Raw genomic sequence first — 14289 nt, 5'->3', positions numbered from 1 at the left:
AAAGTTGTGCCCCAGCTTTCAACTCCGAACTCAGAACTCAGAACTCTGAACTCTGAACAGGTTCTCTATGAAAACGTTGTATCTGGACTGCTTTGCCGGGATCGCCGGTGACATGACCGTGGCCGGGTTGATCGATCTCGGGCTCCCCCTAGACGTGCTGAGAGACGGGCTCGCCCCGCTCCCTTACACCGGCTACCGGCTGGAATCGGAACGGACCGAGCGGCACCACATCGGCGGGAGCTCCTTCCGGGTCATCCTGGAACAGGAAGACCAGCCGCACCGCCACTACGGCGATATCGCCCGGACCATCGAGGACTCGCAGCTCCCCGACGGCGTCAAGGCGCGCGCCGGCCGGATTTTCCTGCGGCTGGCCGAGGCCGAGGCGAAGGTGCACGGCGTCGATCTGGAGCGGGTCCATTTCCACGAGGTGGGGGCGATCGACTCCATCGTGGATATCGTGGGGACCGCCATCGGTCTGGAATACCTCGGGGTGGAACAGGTAAAGGCGTCCGGGCTTCCCTACGGGAGCGGTTTCGTGAAGACGGCGCACGGGCTTCTTCCCGTTCCCGCCCCGGCCACCGCCGAACTCATGCAGGGGATTCCGGTCACCGGTCCCATCGGGCCGGGAGAGCGGGTGACCCCGACCGGCGCGGCCATCGTCGCCGCGCTTGCCGAGGGGTTCGGTCCCCCCTCCGGGTTCACCGTGGAAAAGATCGGCTACGGCGCCGGGGAGAAGGATTTCCCGGACCTCCCCAACCTGCTCCGGCTGGTGCTCGGGATGCCGACTGCGGAAACCGAGCAGGTCCTGGTGCTGGAGACCCACATCGACGACATGCCGGCCGAAGTTTTCGGCTACGTCATGGAGCGGCTTTTGGCAGCGGGGGCGCTCGACGTGGCGCTCGCCCCGATCCAGATGAAAAAGAACCGTCCGGCGACGAAGCTCACCGTGATCGCCCGGGAGGCGGACCTGGATCGGCTCTCCGGGATCATCTTCGCCGAATCGACCGCCATCGGGCTGCGCCATTATCCGGCGCGCCGGATCGTGATCCCGCGCCGGGTCGAGGAGCGGGAGACTCCGCTTGGCAAGATGCGGGTGAAGGTGCTGGGCAACGGACGGGTGGCGCCGGAATACGAGGAATGCCGCCGCATTGCCCTGGAGAGGGGCATCCCCCTGCTCGAGGTGTACCGGATCGTGGGAAGGGAGAACGGATGAAGCGCTGCATCGTCCTCCTGGCTACCTGGTTTGGCACCGGCCTCGCTCCCATCGTCCCGGGAACCTTCGGGACGGCGGGGGCCATACCGTTTTTCCTCATCCTCTCGCCGCTGCCGCTCTGGATCTACCTGTTGACCGCGGTCACCTTCACCGTCTTCGCCTGCTGGGTGGCCGGGGAAGCCGAGCTGGTTTTCGGCGAGCACGATCCGGGCAAGATCGTCATCGACGAAGTCGCGGGATACCTCTTCACCATGGCCGGCGTCCCGGTCTCGGTCGTCAGCGTGCTCTGCGGCTTTTTCTTTTTCCGCGTCTTCGACATCCTGAAACCACAGCCGGCACGCTGGCTGGACCGTAACCTCAAAGGGGGCTACGGCGTGGTCCTGGACGACGTCGCCGCCGGCTTTTATGCCTGTGCCGCCACCCATCTCGTCATGAGGTACCTGTGACCGCCACCCTCCCGAACCTCGCGGTCCTTTCGATAGGAAACGAACTTCTCTGCGGGGAGATCGTCGACACCAACGCGGCCCACATCGAGGCACGCCTCTTCGCGCGCGGCTTCCGGGTCCGGGAGACCAAAAGCGTCCCGGACGAGCGCGCCGCCATTGCCGAGGCGCTCCTCTTCTTGGCCCGGCGCAACGCCGCGGTCATCGTCACCGGGGGGCTCGGTCCCACCGAGGACGATCTCACCGCCGCGGCCGCGGCCGATGCCGCCGGGACCACGCTCGCTTCCCGCCCCGAGGCCCTGGCTCACCTGCAGGCCTTTGCCCGGCGCATGAACCGGCAGCTCCACGCCGAAAACGAGCGGCAGACCTTCCTCCCCCAGACGGCGCGGCTGCTCGACAACCCGCTCGGCACCGCCCTCGGGTTTGCCGTCGCCATCGAGGCGGCCACCGCGTATTTCATGCCCGGGGTCCCGTACGAGATGGAGCGGATCCTGGAAGATTCCGTCATCCCTGCCCTGATCGAAGCCTTCGGCGACCCGGGCGCGCTCCCAAGACGCGTGCTCAAGCTGTTCGGGCTCCCCGAGGCCGAGGCCGGGGCGCTGATCAAGGGGATCCAGCTTCCTCCCGGGGTGGAGCTTGCCTACTGCTTCAAGTTCCCCGAGGTGCACATCATCCTCCGCGGCGTTCCCGAAAGCAGCGCCGCGGTCGATGCGGCCCAAGCGCTGGTCCGGGAGCGGGTCGGCGAGTACCTGATCGCGGAGGACGAGGACACCATCGACGAGGTACTGGCCCGGCTCTTCCTGGAAACCGGCGCCACCCTTTCGCTGGCCGAATCGTGCACCGGCGGCCTGATCGCCGCGCGCATCACCGCCCGCGCCGGCAGCTCGGCCTATTTCCTGGAAGGGGCGGTGACCTACAGCAACGCCGCCAAGTCCCGCCTGCTCCGGGTCCCCGCGGAGCTGATCGAGGCGAAAGGGGCGGTAAGCGCCGAAGTCGCCCGCGCCATGGCGCAGGGAGCCCGACTCAACAGCGGGAGCACCCTCGCCCTTTCGGTCACCGGCATCGCCGGGCCCGACGGGGGGACGCCGGAAAAACCGGTAGGAACCGTGTACATTGCCCTGGCCGACGCCGCGGATTGCGAGGCCAGGGGTTACCTTTTTCCCGGTGATCGCGAGCGGGTCCGCGTCTTCACCACCTACACCGCACTCAACCTTTTACGTCGGCGTCTGCTCACCCTGAAGGGGTAAACCGTCTCACGAGGAGACGCCGACCGCATCGATCGAAGGGAGCTTTGAACCGTGGCGCCGCTTACGCTCTTCATCCTGCTCAACCTCCTGATCCTGCTGGTCGGGCACTTCCTGATGTTTCCGGGGTGGCTTCTGACCATCTCCACCCTGGCGCTTGCCTGGGCGATCGGAAAGCTTGTCTTCAGCCAGCGGCGCCGTGAAAAGGAAGCCCGGGCCGGCCTGGGGCACGAGCTGGACGAGATGCAGGACGAGGTGGAAAAGTCGGCGCGGCGCTACTGGAGCCTTTTGGAAGGGGCGGGCAACGCCATCTTCGTCTTCCACGCCGACACCGGCGCCCTGGAGGAGATGAACCGGAAGGGGGCCGAGCTCTTCGGCTGCAGCAAGGGGGAGTTGAACGCCCTCAAGATGACCGACCTCGTTCCCCCCGAGGAGTACGACAAGTTCCGCGCCCTGGTGATCCGGCTTCGGCGCCGGGGGCGGGCCGACGCGGTGGGGCTCACCTTGCGCCGCAAGGACGGCACGAGCTTCCAGGCCGAGATCGACGCCCGGGTGATCCCGCTCAACAACGAGCGGGTGGTGCACTGCATCATGCGGGACGTCACCGAGAAGCTCGCCGCCGAGCAGGCCGTTCGGCAGCGCAACCGCGAGCTCTCCCTGCTCAACGCGATCCTCACCGGGATGCACGGCGGCGAGGAGCTTTCCGCGGTCGTGGAGCGGACCCTGCGGGAGGTGATGGACCTCCTCGGGGCGACCGGAGGGACGGTGCGCCTCTTCGAGGGGGAAGACCGCCATCTGGGCGAGGCCTGCGCCCTGGGAGTGAGCGAGCCGCTGGTGCAGCTTTTGGGGGAGGGGATCTCCAAGAGCCGGATTTCCTTCGAGGTGACCCAGCGGGAGAGCGCTGGACTTCCCGCCGAGCTGCGTGAATCGGGATGGACCGCCCTCTCCGAGGTGCCGCTTCTGGCCGGCAAGGTGCGCATCGGGGTGATGCAGCTGCTCCACGAGACGGAGCGAACCTACTCGGATGAGGAACTGCGGTTCCTGTCGGCGGTGGGGCGGCAGATGGGGAGCGCCCTGGAGAAGGCGCGCCTGTTCGAGGAGCTGAACTGGAAGAGCACCGAGCTGCTCCGGTCGCACCGCCTCCTGGAGAAGACCAGCCACAACCTCTCGATTTCCGAGTCGAAGCTCCGCGAGAACCTTACCCTGGTCGAGCAGGCGAACTTCGAGCTGAGTCGGCTGGACCGGATGAAGAACCAGTTCCTGGGAATGGTCTCCCACGAGTTCAACACCCCCCTCACTTCCATCATCTCCGGGGCCGAGCACCTTCTGGCGGTGGAGAAAGGGGAGAACCGGGCGGTCCTGGAGATGGTGCGCGACGGCGGGTTGCGCCTGAAGGAACTGGTCACCGACCTTTTGAAGCTGATCAAGCTGGAGGCGCGCGGCGGCGAGCTCAACAAAACCCCGATGCACCTGCAGGTACTCATCGAGCTCTTGAAGGAGCAGTACCAACCCCTGCTCAGCGGGCGGCGTCAGAAATTGCACATCCGGGAACTGGACCAGCTCCCCTTCTTCGAGGGGGACGTGGAATATCTGGAGCGGGTCTTCAGCGAGCTCCTTTTGAATGCCATCAAGTTCTCCCCGGAAGGTGGGGAGATCGTGGTGACCGGGCGGGTGCTCGACCCGGACGATCTGGCCCGGCGCCGCGAGGACCTGGAGCGGTTCAATCCCGGCTTCGTGGCGCGCTCCGGCGGGCGCTGTTTCATGGAAGTCGCGGTCAAGGACAACGGGATCGGCATCCCTCCGGAGGAACTGCGCCGGATCTTCGAGATCTTCTACGAGATCGGCGACATCCGGCATCATTCGAGCGGTTGGGGGAACCTGGCCGGCAAGGGAGCGGGCCTGGGGCTCGCCATCGTAAAAGGGATGGTGGAGGCGCACGGCGGCATGGTATGGGCCGACAGCAACCAGGGGAGTTCCTTTTACCTGATCCTCCCCCTGGAGCAGGAAACCCACCAGCCGGAGCTGTTCTAGGTTCAGAGTTCAGAGTTCAGAGTTCGCGCGGCTTACCCGGTGGGAGCGCCATTCCTGGCGCGAATCGCCAGCGGAATTCGCGCCAGGAATGGCGCTCCCACAGGTAAAACAAGGCACAGGCCTAAAGCAGCGAAAGGCGCTTCGGTTGAACCGATTGGCGTGGGTGGCACCATTCCCGGAACCGGGAGTGATTTCCAACGGATGTGCTTGAAATGCCTGGAACAGATGTGTTACATGTCATAGCTGGCCTAATGTGAGCCAACAAGGAGACCTTCCCATGCAAGACCGTGAAAAGGCAATAGACCTGGCGCTCAGCCAGATAGAAAAACAGTTCGGCAAAGGCGCGATCATGCGGCTTGGTACCGAAGAAGCGCTGCCGGACGTGGCCTCCATCCCGACCGGCTCGCTCTCCCTCGACCTCGCCCTCGGGGTCGGCGGTGTGCCGCGCGGCCGCGTCATCGAGATCTTCGGACCGGAATCCTCGGGTAAGACCACGCTGGCCCTGCACATCATCGCCGAGGCGATGAAAACCGGCGGGATCGCGGCCTTCATCGACGCCGAGCACGCCCTCGACATCGGCTATGCCCGGAAGCTCGGCGTGAAAACCGACGACCTTTTGGTCTCCCAGCCGGACACCGGCGAGCAGGCCCTCGAGATCGCCGAGACCCTGGTCCGCTCCGGCGCCATCGATGTCCTCGTCGTCGACTCGGTCGCGGCCCTGGTCCCCAAGGCGGAGATCGAAGGCGATATGGGGGATTCCCACATGGGGCTCCAGGCCCGCCTCATGTCCCAGGCGCTGCGCAAGCTGACCGGCATCATCTCCAAGTCCAACTGCTGCGTCATCTTCATCAACCAGATCCGGATGAAGATCGGCGTCATGTTCGGCAACCCGGAGACCACCACCGGCGGCAACGCGCTGAAATTCTACGCCTCGGTCCGCATGGACATCCGCAAGATCGCCTCGCTCAAGCAGGGGAACGACGTCATCGGCTCCCGCACCCGCGTCAAGGTCGTCAAGAACAAGGTGGCACCTCCGTTCAAGGAAGTGGAATTCGACATCCTCTACGGTGAGGGGATCTCCCGCGAAGGGGACGTCCTCGACCTCGCGGTGGAGCGCGGGGTGATCGACAAGAGCGGCGCCTGGTTCTCCTACGGCAAGGAGCGGATCGGGCAAGGGCGCGAGAACTCCCGCGTATTCCTGAAGGAGCACCCGGAGATCACCGAGGAGATCAGGGGTCGACTGCTCGCTCCGGAGGCGGCTCCGGCGGCCTAACGGCCAAAGGCCAAAAAAATGGAACTCAACGAAATCCTGACCGTGGCCGTGAAGGCCAAAGGGTCGGACGTCCACCTAAAGGCGGGCGTCCCCCCGATCGTGCGCATCGACGGGAAGCTCCGCGCCATCCCGAACGCGGAGCGTCTTACGGCGGAAGGGGTGCGCAACATGGCGCTGAACATCATGAATGCGCGCCAGAAGGGCATTTTCGAGGAGCAGTTCGAGGTCGACCTCGCCTACGGGGTCCCGGGGCTCGGGCGTTTCCGCGTGAACGTCTTCGCCCAGCGCGGCACCGTCGCCATGGTGCTCCGCGCCATCCCGATCACGGTGCCGTCACTGGAGGGGCTGAACCTCCCGCAGGTACTGAAGAAGCTCGCCCTGGAACAGCGCGGGCTGATCCTGGTCACCGGGACCACCGGCAGCGGCAAGTCGACCACGCTCGCATCGATGATCGACTACATCAACGAGAACCGGACCTGCAACATCATCACCATCGAGGATCCGGTCGAATACCTGCACAAGGACAAGAAGAGCCTGGTGAGCCAGCGCGAGGTCGGTTTCGACACCCTGACCTTCGGCAAGGCGCTCACCGGGGCGCTGCGCCAGGACCCGGACGTCATCCTGGTCGGCGAGATGCGCGACTACGAAACCATCGAGACCGCGATGATGGCTGCGGAGACCGGTCACCTGGTTCTCTCCACCCTGCACACCCTGGACGCGGCCGAGACGGTGAACCGCATCATCTCGGTCTTTCCGCCGTTCCACCAGCGGCAGGTGCGGATGCAGCTCTCCGGCATCCTCCGGGGGGTCGTCTCGCAGCGCCTGGTGCCGCGCGCCGATGGGAAGGGGCGCGTGCCGGCGGTCGAGATCATGATGGGGACGGCACGGATCCGGGATTGCATCGACGACAAGGAGAAGACCAAGCAGATCCCGGAGGCGATCGCCGCGGGTTTCACCACCTACGGGATGCAGACCTTCGACCAGTCGCTCATGCAGCTTTTCACCCACAAGCTGATCACCTACGAGGAGGCGGTGCGCCAGTCCTCGAACCCGGACGACTTCGCCCTGAAGGTCTCCGGGATCTCCTCCACCTCGGACTCGAGCTGGGACGATTTCGTCAAGGCCGAGGAGCAGCCCGAAGCCGAGGAGCCGGTGATCGAGAAATACTAGATGTCCACCACCCCCTTCGACGCGGGGCTGCGCCTTCTGGCCCTCAGGGACCACAGCGAGGCGGAGTTGCGCCGCAAGCTGAAGACGAAAGGGTATCCCGCCGACGGGATCGACGGCGCCGTCGCCCGGCTCAAGGAACTTTCCTACCTGGACGACCTGAGGTTTGCCCGGATCTTCGCGGAGGGGGCCTTGCGGGGGGGGCGCTACGTCGGGGAGCGGCTGCGCCGCGAACTCAAGATGCGCGGGGTGGCCGAAAGCGTGATCCGGGAGGCCCTGGGCGAGCTGGAGGAGGAGTTTCCCGCGCAGGAGACCCTGGCGGCCCTCATCGCCCGGCGCTTTTCCGGGTTCGACCCGCAAGCCGCCACCGACAAGGAAAAACGGCGGGTGGTGAGCTACCTAATGCGCCGCGGCTTCGCGCTGGGCGCGATCAGCAAAGAGCTTAAGCTTAATTCCACTATGATCTGAGGTTTCTATGACAGGCAAAGAGATTCGGGCGCGGTTCTTCCAGTATTTTCAGTCCCAGGGGCACACCCTGGTGGAGAGCTCCAACCTGATCCCGAAGAACGACCCGACCCTTCTTTTCACCAACGCCGGCATGAACCAGTTCAAGGACTGCTTCCTCGGGCTGGAAAAACGCGATTACATCCGCGCCGTCTCTTCGCAGAAATGCGTCCGGGCGGGGGGCAAGCACAACGACCTCGAGAACGTCGGCCGGACCGCCCGGCACCACACCTTCTTCGAGATGCTCGGCAACTTCTCCTTCGGCGACTACTTCAAGAAGGAAGCGATCCACTTTGCCTGGGAGTTCCTCACCAAGGACTTAGGCCTTTCCAAGGACCGGCTCTACGTCACCGTCTACACCGATGACGACGAGGCCGCCGACATCTGGCACAAGCAGGAAGGGGTGCCGCTGGAGCGGATCTACCGCTTCGGCGAGAAGGACAACTTCTGGGCCATGGGCGACACCGGTCCCTGCGGTCCCTGCACCGAGATCTTCTGGGACAACGGTCCCGGCACCGGCTGCGGCAGCCCGGACTGCGCCGTCGGCTGCGACTGCGACCGTTACATGGAGATCTGGAACAACGTCTTCATGCAGTTCAACCGCTCCGCGGACGGCACCCTCACTCCCCTTCCCAAGCCGTCGGTCGACACCGGGATGGGGCTGGAGCGCATCTCCGCCGTCATGCAGGGGGTGACCTCCAACTACGATACCGACCTCTTGCAGGGGATCATCCGTCACATCGAGCGGCTGGCCGGCAAGAAGTACCGCGAAAACGTCAACAGCGACAAGGATGACGTCTCCATGCGCGTCATCGCCGACCACGCCCGCGCCGTCACCTTCCTGATCTGCGACGGCGTGCTCCCGAGCAACGAAGGGCGCGGCTACGTCCTGCGCCGCATCATGCGCCGCGCCGCGCGCCACGCCAAGATGCTGGGGGTCTCCGAGCCGGTGCTCTACCGGGTGGTCGACGCGGTGAAGGAGATGATGGGCGACGCCTATCCGGAGCTCATCGAGCGCGAGCACTACGTGAAGAAGGTGATCCAGGCCGAGGAGGAGCGTTTCGCCGAGACCCTCGACCGCGGCCTCGCCATCCTCAACGAGGAGACCGCGCGTCTCAAGGCAGCGGGCGAGACGGTCATCTCCGGCGAGGTCATCTTCAAGCTTTATGACACCTTCGGGTTCCCGGTCGACCTGACCGCCGACATCGTCGACGCCGAGGGGTTCACCCTGGACGAGGACGGCTTCGCCCTGGCCATGGAGCGGCAGCGGGTGAAGGCGCGCGAAAACTGGAAGGGTTCCGGCGAAGAAGGGCTGGCCTCGGTTTACAAGGAACTCCACGGCAACGGGATCCGGAGCCAGTTCGTCGGCTACACCGAGCAGACCGCCTACTCGCAGATCGCCGTGCTCCTCAAAGGGGGCACCACGGTCGAGGAGGCCAACGAGGGTGACGAGGTCGAGGTCATCACCGCGCTCTCCCCGTTCTACGGCGAGTCCGGCGGCCAGGCGGGCGACACCGGGACCATCTCCACCGGCAAGGGGCACCTGGAAGTGACCGGGACCGCGCGTCCCTTCACCGACCTCATCGTGCACCGCGGCAAGGTGACCTCCGGCACCCTGCGGGTCGGCGACGCCGCCGATCTGACCATCGCCGCCGCGCTGCGCGCCGCGACCGCCCGCAACCACACCGCGACCCATCTGCTCCAGACCGCGCTGCGCACCGTGCTCGGCGAGCACGTCAAGCAGGCCGGCTCGTTGGTCGCCCCGGATCGCCTCCGCTTCGACTTCACCCACTTCTCGGCGATGACCGCCGAGGAAATCCGCCGGGTCGAGACCCTGGTGAACGGCTTCATCATGCAAAACGACGAAGTCATCGCCCGCGAGATGCCGGTGAAAGAGGCGCTCGCCGCCGGCGCTACCGCGCTCTTCGGCGAGAAGTACGGCGACACCGTCCGCGTGGTGAAGGTGGGGGAAGTGAGCCAGGAACTCTGCGGCGGGACCCACGTCCACGGCGCCGGCGAGATCGGGCTCTTCAAGATCCTTTCCGAGCAGGGGATCGCCGCCGGGGTGCGCCGCATCGAAGCCACCACCGGGACCGGGGCCGTATCTTATGTCCACGGCCTGGAAGACGAGCAGCGCGCCCTGTCCGCCCTGTTCAAGTCCGAAGGGGGCACCGTCGTCGAGAAGGCCGAGAAGCTTGTCGCGCGCCAGCGTGAGCTGCAGCGCGAGGTCGAGGCGCTCACCGCCAGGATCAACGCGTCCAAGTCTTCCGATCTTTTGGGGCAGGCCCGCGAGGTGAACGGGGTAAAGGTCCTTTCCGTGAAGATCGAGGGAAGCGATGCCAAGGGGCTGCGCGAGCTCTCCGATTCGCTCAAGGAGCGGATCGGCAGCGGCGTGATCGCCCTGGGCTGCGGCGAGGCCGGGAAGGCGAACCTCCTCGTGGCGGTCACCTCCGACCTCACCTCCCGTTTCAAGGCCGGCGACATCATCCGCCAGGTTGCCCCGATCATCGGCGGCAACGGCGGCGGCAAGCCGGAACTCGCCCAGGCCGGCGGCACCCGTCCCGAACAGCTCGGCGAGGCCCTGGAAGCGGTGTACGGGATCATCGGGTAACACAGGCCGATTACCACAACTCTCGTTCCCAAGGTCAGCCTTGGGAACGCAATTTCTTCCGGAAGCTCCAGCTTCCAAGATCGGTTACAAAGCTGGAGCCTGGGAACGAGGACGAACCCCATCCTCACCCCGCCCCTCTCCTTGAAGGAGAGGGAGGTAATGGCCCTCTCCCCGCGGGAGCGGGATCAACGAAGCAGTCGGAGCGCGCATGCAACTCACCCAACAGGCTGATCTGTCCCAGCGCCTCGAGCGGGAGACCAAGACCATCCTCATCGTCGACGACGAATCGGTCATCCGCGACCTCTGCGCGCGTGCGCTCCACGACTACAATACGGTCCAGGCCGGCGACGGTGACGAGGCGCTCCGGATCTTCGAGCGGGGCGGCATCGATGTCATCCTCACCGACGTGATGATGCCGAAGGTGAACGGGATCGAGCTCCTGAGGAAACTCAAGGAGCGCGAGCCGACCCTGGTCGTCCTTATCATGACCGGGTACGCCGACAAGGAAATCATCCTGAACGCCCTCAAGGAGGACGCGGACGACTTCATCACCAAGCCGCTCAACCTCCTGCAACTGAGGAGCGCGGTCGAAAAAGCGCTGGTCAAAAAGGCGCTCAAGGAAGAGATCGCGAACCTCAAGAACCTGGACCGGCTCAAGAACAGCTTCCTTTCCCTCATTTCCCACAAGCTGCGCACCCCGATCACGGTCATCTCGCTTTTCATGCAGAACCTCGCCTCGGGGGTCTACGACCCGGACAGCCCGACCGACCGTGAGAATCTCCGCCTGGTCTCCGACGAAGCCTGTTACCTGGGCAGCCTGGTCACCGACCTCCTCGCCTTCTCCAAGGTGATGGACACCGAACGGGAGCTCCGCCGGGAGCCGTGCGACCTGGCCGCCATGATCCCGGAACTGGTGAAGCATGTTGCCGAGCGCGGCGTCAAGCCGAGCGTGAAGGGGACCTGGAACATCGAACAGGTCCCGCCGCTGCTGCTGGACCGCGAGCTGATCATGTTCGCGCTGGAGCAGGTCGTGGACAACGCGGTCAAGTTCTCGCGCGAGGGGGGGACCTACCTGATCACCGTTTCCAACCAGGGGGCGAGCTGCCAGATCACCGTCGAGGACCACGGGATCGGGATGGACAAAGAGGAAATCCCCAAGGTGTTCGAGAAGTTCTACCAGGTCGATGCCGAAAAGGCCGGTCAGATCAGGGGATTCGGTCTCGGACTCTTCTACGCCCGCGAGTTCGTGCGCAAGCACGGCGGGAGCATCAACATCGAAAGCGAGGCGGGGATCGGCACCCGCGTCGTCATCGACCTTCCCACCTCCGTCGAAGGCGCCTCCTGATTCCGTTTACAACCCTGCACCGCCCCTCTTTTAGTTGATTAATCGCTACCCCATCTGTTATATTAGCGACTTTCTATAGCCAGCTCTCATTGAGGCCGTTCATGCAAAAACTTATCGAAAAGGCAAGTACCCTCATGGAGGCGCTTCCGTACATCCGGCGCTTCTCGGGGAAAACCATAGTCGTAAAATACGGCGGCCACGCGATGGCGGAAGAGAAGCTCCGCAAATCCTTCGCCCTGGACGTCATCCTGCTCAAATACATCGGGATCAACACCGTGGTCGTCCACGGCGGCGGGCCGCAGATCAACGAAACCCTCAAGCGTTACGGCATCGTCTCCGAGTTCGTCCAGGGGATGCGCGTGACCGACGCGGAAACCATGGGGGTCGTGGAGATGGTGCTCACCGGTCAGGTGAACCGCGAAGTGGTGGGGCTGATCAACCAGCACGGCGGGCGTGCGGCCGGGATGTCCGGCAAGGACGGCAGCCTGCTCATCTGCGAGAAGATGCTCAAGCAGGTCAAAAAGGAAGACGGGAGTGTGGAGCAGGTGGATATCGGCTTCGTCGGTGACGTGGTCGAGGTGAACCCGGCGCTTCTGACCGCCGTCGAACGAGGAGGATTCATCCCGGTCATTGCCCCGATCGGGGTCGGTCGAGAAGGGGAGAGCTACAACGTCAATGCCGATCTCGTGGCCGGCAAGGTCGCCTCGGCGCTCGGCGCGGAAAAGCTGATCCTTTTGACCGACGTGTCGGGGGTGAAGAGCAAGAGCGGCGATCTCCTTTCCAGCATCGCGCTCAGCGACGTCCCGACCCTCATCGAAAACGGCACCGTCACCGGCGGAATGATCCCGAAGGTCACCTGCTGCACCGACGCCCTGAGCGCCGGGGTGAAGAAGGCCCATATCGTGGACGGCCGCATCGAGCACGCCATCTTGCTCGAGATCTTCACCAACGTCGGGATCGGCACCGAGATATTGGCGTAACCGGTCCTTATCTGCCCCCTTCACCATGGGGGACTTTGTTGGTTTCTTTCCCGGAAGGCAGGACATAAAGGCCTTAAACAGCGCGGCCACGGAGCGCGGATCCGGATCGGTTTTCCCCCGATCCCCGACTACCGTTCCCTGACCCCCTGGAGGACATAGAAATGAACTCAGCACAATGGATTGCCAAAGCGGACAAGTACATCATGAAGACCTACGGGCGGTATCCCCTGGTCCCGGTCCGCGGCGAAGGGTGCACCCTCTGGGACGCGGACGGCAAGAAATACCTCGACTTCCTCGCCGGGGTCGCCGTCAACAACCTGGGGCACTGCCATCCTTCGGTGGTAAAGGCGCTTCAGCACCAGGCTTCCCAGCTGATCCACTGCTCGAACTACTACCACATCCCGCAGCAGATCGAGCTCGCGGAAATTCTCTGCAGCCACTGCTTCGCGGACAAGGCGTTTTTCTGCAACTCCGGCGCGGAGGCGAACGAGGCGGCGATCAAGCTGGCCCGGCGCTACAGCCGGGAGAAGTACGGCGCGGACCGCTACGAAATCATCACCGCGATTTCCTCCTTCCACGGCCGGACCATGGCCACCGTGTCCGCGACCGGGCAGGAGAAGGTCCAGAAATTCTTCGACCCGCTGCTGCACGGGTTCCGGCACGTGCCGTTCAACGATGCCAAGGCCCTGCGCGACGCGGTCTCCCCGCTGACCTGCGCCATCATGCTGGAGCCGATCCAGGGTGAAGGGGGCGTGGTGGTCCCGTCCGCGGAGTACTTCCAGGAAGTCCGGAAGATCTGCGACGAAAACGGCCTGCTCCTCATTTTCGACGAGGTCCAGGTCGGGATGGGGCGGACCGGCAAGCTCTTCGCCCACGAGCACTTCGGCATTACCCCGGATATCATGACGCTCGCCAAGGCGTTGGCCGGCGGCGCTCCGATCGGGACCATGCTCGCCACCGACAAGATCGCGGAGGCGTTCACCCCCGGGACCCACGGCTCCACCTTCGGCGGTAATCCGCTGGTCACCGCGGCCGGTGTCGCAACGGTGCGGGCGATCCTCGAAGAGGGAATCCTGAACCGGTGCGAGGAGATGGGCGAGTACCTGATGGGCGAGCTGGAAGCCCTCGGCAAGCGGTACTCCTGCATCAAGGAAGTGCGCGGCATCGGCCTGATGATCGGAGTAGAGCTGAACATCGCGGGCGGGGACATCGTCAAGAAAGCCCTGGAGCGCGGCCTGCTGCTCAACTGTGCCCAGGAGAAGGTGCTCCGTTTCGTTCCGCCGCTGACCGTTACCAAGCAGGAAGTTAACGAGATGATCAAGATCCTGGAAGAGCTGCTCATCGAGACGGAAAAATAGTTCCATTACTCCCCCGGCCCCCTTTGAAAAAGGGGGGCCGGGGCAGTGTTGTCCGGTTAGCTTTTTGCTTTAAAAAAGTTGTTCAGTACAGTCATTTTTTTCTTGACGTCTGCGTAGAAG

General features: G+C 64.4%; 11 protein-coding genes. All 11 read left to right on the top strand.

What is annotated here, in order from left to right; genetic code table 11:
• Positions 1 to 67: 67 nt before the first annotated feature.
• Positions 68 to 1213 carry a nickel pincer cofactor biosynthesis protein LarC gene (larC, locus tag JFN93_RS12905; protein WP_199384506.1) on the top strand — a complete coding sequence of 382 codons (1146 nt, stop codon included), beginning with the start codon at positions 68 to 70 and terminating at the stop codon, positions 1211 to 1213.
• Positions 1210 to 1659 (top strand): phosphatidylglycerophosphatase A family protein, encoded by a 450-nt coding sequence (locus JFN93_RS12900; protein WP_199384505.1) that lies wholly within the window; start codon positions 1210 to 1212, stop codon positions 1657 to 1659. Before larC ends, JFN93_RS12900 begins: the two co-directional genes overlap by 4 nt.
• The gene (locus tag JFN93_RS12895) at positions 1656 to 2903 is read left to right on the top strand and encodes a CinA family nicotinamide mononucleotide deamidase-related protein (protein ID WP_199384504.1); all 1248 of its coding nucleotides are present in this window, start codon (positions 1656 to 1658) and stop codon (positions 2901 to 2903) included. Before JFN93_RS12900 ends, JFN93_RS12895 begins: the two co-directional genes overlap by 4 nt.
• A 51-nt stretch (positions 2904 to 2954) precedes the next feature.
• Positions 2955 to 4931: a sensor histidine kinase gene (locus JFN93_RS12890; protein WP_328753916.1), complete on the top strand. Its 1977-nt coding sequence runs from the start codon at positions 2955 to 2957 to the stop codon at positions 4929 to 4931.
• Positions 4932 to 5208: 277 nt separating this feature from the next.
• Positions 5209 to 6204, top strand: a complete 996-nt coding sequence (recA, locus tag JFN93_RS12885) for a recombinase RecA (protein ID WP_199384503.1) — start codon at positions 5209 to 5211, stop codon at positions 6202 to 6204.
• 18 nt (positions 6205 to 6222) lie between these two features.
• Positions 6223 to 7374, top strand: a complete 1152-nt coding sequence (locus JFN93_RS12880; protein WP_199384502.1) for a type IV pilus twitching motility protein PilT — start codon at positions 6223 to 6225, stop codon at positions 7372 to 7374.
• Positions 7375 to 7839 carry a regulatory protein RecX gene (locus JFN93_RS12875; RefSeq protein ID WP_199384501.1) on the top strand — a complete coding sequence of 155 codons (465 nt, stop codon included), beginning with the start codon at positions 7375 to 7377 and terminating at the stop codon, positions 7837 to 7839.
• A gap of 7 nt (positions 7840 to 7846) precedes the next feature.
• Positions 7847 to 10486, top strand: a complete 2640-nt coding sequence (gene alaS, locus JFN93_RS12870; protein WP_199384500.1) for an alanine--tRNA ligase — start codon at positions 7847 to 7849, stop codon at positions 10484 to 10486.
• Positions 10487 to 10694: 208 nt separating this feature from the next.
• Positions 10695 to 11831, top strand: coding sequence for a hybrid sensor histidine kinase/response regulator (locus JFN93_RS12865; RefSeq protein WP_199384499.1), 1137 nt, complete (start codon positions 10695 to 10697; stop codon positions 11829 to 11831).
• A gap of 101 nt (positions 11832 to 11932) precedes the next feature.
• Positions 11933 to 12811 carry an acetylglutamate kinase gene (argB, locus tag JFN93_RS12860; protein WP_199384498.1) on the top strand — a complete coding sequence of 293 codons (879 nt, stop codon included), beginning with the start codon at positions 11933 to 11935 and terminating at the stop codon, positions 12809 to 12811.
• A gap of 161 nt (positions 12812 to 12972) precedes the next feature.
• Complete coding sequence (locus tag JFN93_RS12855) at positions 12973 to 14169, top strand: acetylornithine transaminase (protein WP_199384497.1); 1197 nt, start codon at positions 12973 to 12975, stop codon at positions 14167 to 14169.
• The last annotated feature ends 120 nt before the right edge of the window (positions 14170 to 14289 follow it).

Source organism: Geomesophilobacter sediminis, assembly GCF_016458275.1.
In the GTDB taxonomy this organism is placed as follows: domain Bacteria; phylum Desulfobacterota; class Desulfuromonadia; order Geobacterales; family Geobacteraceae; genus Geomesophilobacter; species Geomesophilobacter sediminis.
This window is presented reverse-complemented; position numbering and strand designations above follow the sequence as displayed.

Bases quoted from the DNA above. Each gene is read 5' to 3' on its own strand.
- larC (WP_199384506.1), top strand. From the start codon at position 68: ATGAAAACGTTGTATCTGGACTGCTTTGCCGGGATCGCCGGTGACATG.
- JFN93_RS12900 (WP_199384505.1), top strand. From the start codon at position 1,210: ATGAAGCGCTGCATCGTCCTCCTGGCTACCTGGTTTGGCACCGGCCTC.
- recA (WP_199384503.1), top strand. From the start codon at position 5,209: ATGCAAGACCGTGAAAAGGCAATAGACCTGGCGCTCAGCCAGATAGAA.
- JFN93_RS12880 (WP_199384502.1), top strand. From the start codon at position 6,223: ATGGAACTCAACGAAATCCTGACCGTGGCCGTGAAGGCCAAAGGGTCG.
- JFN93_RS12875 (WP_199384501.1), top strand. From the start codon at position 7,375: ATGTCCACCACCCCCTTCGACGCGGGGCTGCGCCTTCTGGCCCTCAGG.
- alaS (WP_199384500.1), top strand. From the start codon at position 7,847: ATGACAGGCAAAGAGATTCGGGCGCGGTTCTTCCAGTATTTTCAGTCC.
- JFN93_RS12865 (WP_199384499.1), top strand. From the start codon at position 10,695: ATGCAACTCACCCAACAGGCTGATCTGTCCCAGCGCCTCGAGCGGGAG.
- argB (WP_199384498.1), top strand. From the start codon at position 11,933: ATGCAAAAACTTATCGAAAAGGCAAGTACCCTCATGGAGGCGCTTCCG.
- JFN93_RS12855 (WP_199384497.1), top strand. From the start codon at position 12,973: ATGAACTCAGCACAATGGATTGCCAAAGCGGACAAGTACATCATGAAG.